The following is a 5179-nucleotide window of genomic DNA, read 5'->3' on the forward strand; positions in this document are numbered from 1 at the left end:
CTTCGTTGTTTTGTCATGGATCTTGTTTACTATGAGTTCAATTTGTGAGAAGGCTAAGTACCCAAGCTTCTCAGTATATCTATAAGAAGTCTCTAGGTATGTTTTGTATGGTAACCTTGGGATTTGATATCGGGTTTATATACGGAGTTCTATTATTAAATATCAGGGTCAGGACATAGTTCACTTGGTTAAGTAAGTGCTGTTGAAATTTCTCATCCTAATATTGTAGTGACGCTTTATATATTATATTAGGTCAATTTTAGTTGTTTTCTGGGTGGCCTGCTATTGCAGGAGTGATGAGGTTGCGTTGTGTAATGATGGCGGCTTCTTAGTTTTTAGGGCGCATTTTTTTGAAAAAAGCTTTTAGTAGTTTTGCATTCTCTTGCTCCAGGAATCCGCCATATACTTCAGGGACGTGCAAGCAGTATTTAAGAACTCGTGCTCCATTTTCTATACCACCCAGCTTTTCATTATATGCACCGAAGTATATTCTTCTGATTCGTGCTAGAGATATAGCCTGTGTACACATCGCACAGGGTTCTAGGGTTACATAAATATCGCAACTATCAAGTATATGAGTGGACAGAGCTTTGCATGCCATGCGAATAGCAACGATTTCAGCATGGGCTGTTGGATCTGTGTTTTGAATGGTGAGATTGTGTGCTTTGGCTATAATAACTCCATCGAGCACAACTACAGCACCTACAGGTATTTCTCCAAAGGATGAGTTGGCTTCTTTCATTGCTATTTTCATGTAGGCAGCGGCTCGCATGTCAAGCAATATACTGCGCAAAGTGTTCGATGGTAGGACCGGGCATGTCCAATGCAAATGGTTACAACATGTAATACTGTGCTGAGTATACAGGTACAAGAGGCAAGTAGCCAATATCTTTCTCATTTCAGCTGCATTGTGTTAGAATAAAGGGGGATTGGTATGTCTTGGAAAGTCATGATTTTTAAGGTTTCGGCAGGTTTTTTCATAGTCATAGCGGGCTTTTTGTGTCTTGGCTTTTTGGGGCTGTGCTTTAAGTTTTTGCGGGATTATGTTGGGCGATTTTTCAGCGTGCCTGACGAAGAAGAATCCCTCACTGATGAAGAGAAGCATAAGCGTTACCTTGAGAAAAAACACAGAGAGATTGCAAGGGAGAGGGTTAATGCTCAATTCTTGCATAAGAGCTCTGGCGTGCATGCAGAATACCAGGATATTGTAAAAATTATAGGGTTGATGGAGCCCATAGGAAGATGGACACGATTTGTTATGTCAGAGAAGCGGCAAAAGCTTATAGGTATGAAATCTAGTCAGCTACAGAATGGGTTTTGGCAGATGTTGGTAAGCATGAAGGGGATGTATCAGGGCAAACACAGGGGGAGGTCGAGGTGAGAGGTGTAGTTTGTGCTTGATTATGGATTTAGGATGGCAGTCATAGTTTTTGGGGGATCTAGTGCATAGCTCAGAAGAAAAGGGCTTGATGAAAAGTATTGCTCACTTGCCTAACAATGTAGAAGCAGAGCAGATGCTTATAGGTGCTATGCTCCGTGATAATAGGATCTGTGATGCTCTTGAGGATATGATCAGCTCGGAAGTATTTTATGATCCGTTACATGGACGTATTTTTGATCAAGTAGTAAAGATAAATAAGAGAGGTCTTTCTGCAAATGAGATAAGTCTCAAAATGTTTTTTGACAATGATGAGGCACTGCTTGAGTGTGGAGGAGGGGAGTATCTCGCAAAAATCGCGGCTAAGGCTAGTGTAGTTTTTGACATCAGGAGTGTAGCGAGAGTAGTTTTTGATGCGCATCTTAGGCGATGCTTGATTTCGCTTGGTAGCGATATTGTTGGTAAGGCATACGATTATGATTCAGATAACCCAGCGGAGCAGCAGATAGAAAATGCTGCGCAGAAGCTTTTTTTATTGGGGAATAAGGGGAAGGCTGATAGGAATTATCACACATTTGCAACGCTGATAGGAGACGTTAGGAAAAAGATTGAATCCGCCAGACATAATAAAAATGCTTTACAGGGGGTTACGGTAGGTCTAAAAGACCTGGATTTATTGCTTAATGGATTGCAAAATTCAGATTTGATTATTTTGGCTGCACGGCCCTCCATGGGAAAAACAGCTTTGGCTTTGAATATGGCTCTGAGTGCGTGTAAGTCGTTAAAAGAGAAGGGGAAGAGTGTAGGTTTTTTCTCTCTAGAAATGTCTGCGGAGCATATAGCATCTAGGCTTATATCCATTGAGTCAGAGATTAGTTCATACAAGGCTTTATCCGGCAAAATAAGCAGTGGAGACTTACAGCAGGTTTTAAGGGCTAGTGAAAATATATGTGATCTACCGCTAGTTATCGATGATTCTTCAGCATTATCGATTAGTGGGCTTAGGACAAGGATCAGGAGAATGCATCAGCTGCATAATGTAGGTGTGATTTTTATTGACTATCTGCAGCTTATTAAAGGAACCACCAAAAGGAGTGGTGATAATAGGGTGCAGGAAGTTTCTGAAGTGACTCAGGGGCTAAAAGCTATAGCTAAAGAATTGAATGTTCCTTTGGTAGCACTTTCTCAGCTATCAAGGCTTGTTGAACAGCGTGATGATAAGAAACCGCAGCTGTCGGATCTTCGTGATTCGGGAAGTATTGAGCAAGATGCTGATGTAGTGATGTTTTTATACCGCGAGGAATATTATGAGCTTAGAAAGCAACCTACGGAAGGGACTTCTAAGCATGCAGAGTGGCAGATGAAAATGGATTCTATTAGTAATCTTGCGGACGTTTTTGTTTCCAAGCAGAGGAATGGTCCTATTGGTAATGTGAGGCTATTCTTTGAACCGGAGAAGGGTAAATTCCGCGATTACACAGCGCGCTATGGTATGTACGATCAGGGTTAGTCTTTCAGGCTATGCAAGCTGTGGTGTAGGAGTAATCGTGGTATTAGGGAATATATGAGCCATTATAGTTCTCGCATTGTTTGGCAGGATATTGCTACAGTGTTCTAGCACGCTTGTAGGGACGTATTTTTTAATTGAGTTTTTAGGGTATATGCGTCTACGCCTATGAATAGGTATGTTATGGAATCGTTCGGTAGTGTAGCAAAACATGGAATCAAAGCAGAAGGGCTCATTGTGTTTAGCAACGATTTTGTCATGTGAATTTCAGCATTGTAAATTTCAGATGTATTAAAGAAGCAGTGTTATTACTGGCTGTGAGATCTAAAACTTCTGCAATTAATTTTATAGCGGTTTCTGAAAGATTCAGAAGTTTCACTGTACTTTTAATGAGCGGTTGGGGAGTGGGAACATACTGTTAATTTGACGATTATATACAGAAAATTTTTGCATGTAGCGTGACAACAGATGACAAACTTCCTGATAAGGAAGGGAATCTGTGCTAGGTTGTATAACTTAGAGAACAGAAAATATAGGTGGTGATCTCTAAAATGAGTAGAAGTTAGAAATTTGGCTCATATTAGAACTTATCATTTTCCCTGGGTATGTGAGAGCGCATCGCATTTATGGGAGGACTTATGTTTATGAAGCACTATTTTCTTAGGTATACAGCACTCTAGGATGGCTAATGAAATCTTATAGTTACACTTTGTATCTTCCTTCATGGCATAAAACAGTTGCATTATATCCATGATTTGCTGCTACAGGCTCTAAGAGCATTATAAATGAGTGCGAGCCATATAAATTAATAAGCATTTTTGTAGCAAAAGACTTTCTTTTTATATTTTAGGTTTCGAGAGAAAATGCTCTTTAGTATCAATATGTGAATGAGATGTTGTGAAATGCGATCTTGAGTATGATCCATTTTCTCGAATCACTAGGAGGTATACAAATGCGATATTTTGCTAACTTAGTGGTATTATCCAGTAAATATGTTGGTTACCTAGGATTTGCACGCATACTCCAAGAGTTTATATTGCCTTTCAGGTATTGACTCGAAAGCAAGTGCTGTGATGTCTGTCTCTTGTTATAATTTCCAAAGGGATGTTTAAAGTGGTTGTATGGTGAAAACTGCAGGTATAGCAGGAGCGGGATTAGTCGGGAGAATCTTAGCGCTTGCGTTGCTTAGAGATGGGTGGAGCGTCACTATTTTTGATCGAGATGATACTATAGGCAAGGCAAGTTGTGGCTACATTGCTGCAGGCATGCTTTCTTTATACTCAGAAGCAGAAAATACGGGTGATTTGGTAATAGACTTAGGATACAGATCCATGGAGCTGTGGCCGCAGATTCTTAGTAACATAGGCGCTGAGTTTTGCCTACAGGCCATGGGTAGCGTCATGGTTGCACATGCTGCGGATTTATCAGATCTGGAAATGAAGTGTGCTATTATCCGGAATAGATTTCCCGAAGTGTTTAGTGGGTTGCGCATCACTAATAAAGTATACGAGTTAGAAGAAGGCATTTCAGCCCCCTATGGAATGTATATAAAAGGCGAAGGTAGCATTGATAGTATCACTCTCTTTAAGTCCTTGGAGAATGTACTCAGGGATTATGGTATTACGTGGTATAGCAACGTCAGTGTACTCAAAGTGCAGTGTGCGAAAATTGTCACTGAGCAGGGATCACATACGTTTGATTTTGTGTTTGATTGTCGAGGGGTGGGTGCAAAATCTGAAATTGCTGGCTTAAGGGGCGTGCGAGGAGAAGCAATATTGGTTAAGGCTCCAGGAGTGACTATAAAACGCGCAGTACGCGTGATGCACCCTAGATATAGTGTATATGTTGTGCCGCGTCAAGAGCACATGTTCATTGTTGGTGCTTCAGAGATAGAAAGTTGTGATTGTTCCGAAGTATCAGTGCAGTCAGCCTTAGAAATGCTTTCAGCTATATACTCACTACACCGAGGATTTGCTGAAGCCAGAATATTAGACATGATGTCTGCGTGTAGGCCAGCTTTCCGTGACAATGTTCCCAGAGTATTAGTGGAAGATAGAGTGATAAGAATAAACGGTTTATACAGATATGGTTATCTTTGCGTACCGGCAATAGTAGAAGAAGTGCTGTCATTCTTGGACGGTGGCAGTTTAAATCACCCAGCTTTATTTTCCAAAACCTCTACAGCATCCGCCGGCCTAAAAACATAGAGATTAGGAATAGCTCTCAACGAAGCAAGATGCTCGACAGGTTGATGAGTAGGGCCATCCTCACCAACACCTATGGAGTCATGAGTC

The 5179-nt window shown here is 40.9% G+C and carries 4 protein-coding genes and 1 pseudogene; 3 read left to right on the forward strand and 2 right to left on the reverse strand.

Features of this window, described 5'->3' with window-relative positions:
* Positions 1-328: 328 nt before the first annotated feature.
* A complete protein-coding gene (locus KPX09_RS04195) occupies positions 329-772 on the reverse strand; it encodes a nucleoside deaminase (protein WP_249549133.1) in 444 nt (147 codons plus the stop codon).
* 162 nt (positions 773-934) lie between these two features.
* Here KPX09_RS04195 and KPX09_RS04200 point away from each other — a divergent pair, with 162 nt between their 5' ends.
* The 3 genes from KPX09_RS04200 to KPX09_RS04210 all read left to right on the forward strand — a co-directional run bounded on the left by KPX09_RS04200 (position 935) and on the right by KPX09_RS04210 (position 5092).
* On the forward strand, positions 935-1381 hold the full coding sequence (locus KPX09_RS04200; RefSeq protein WP_249549134.1) for a hypothetical protein: 447 nt from the start codon (positions 935-937) through the stop codon (positions 1379-1381).
* Between the two features lie 49 nt (positions 1382-1430).
* Positions 1431-2888: a replicative DNA helicase gene (locus tag KPX09_RS04205; protein ID WP_275973653.1), complete on the forward strand. Its 1458-nt coding sequence runs from the start codon at positions 1431-1433 to the stop codon at positions 2886-2888.
* Positions 2889-4006: 1118 nt separating this feature from the next.
* Positions 4007-5092: an FAD-dependent oxidoreductase gene (locus KPX09_RS04210; protein ID WP_249549135.1), complete on the forward strand. Its 1086-nt coding sequence runs from the start codon at positions 4007-4009 to the stop codon at positions 5090-5092.
* On the opposite strand, the pseudogene KPX09_RS04215 reads toward KPX09_RS04210, so the two are convergent.
* Positions 5053-5179, reverse strand: a pseudogene (locus KPX09_RS04215) (hypothetical protein); the annotation flags it as partial. The gene KPX09_RS04210 and the pseudogene KPX09_RS04215 sit on opposite strands and share 40 nt — an antisense overlap.

The sequence above is a fragment of the Anaplasma phagocytophilum genome, assembly GCF_023476575.1.
Classification (GTDB): domain Bacteria; phylum Pseudomonadota; class Alphaproteobacteria; order Rickettsiales; family Anaplasmataceae; genus Anaplasma; species Anaplasma phagocytophilum_A.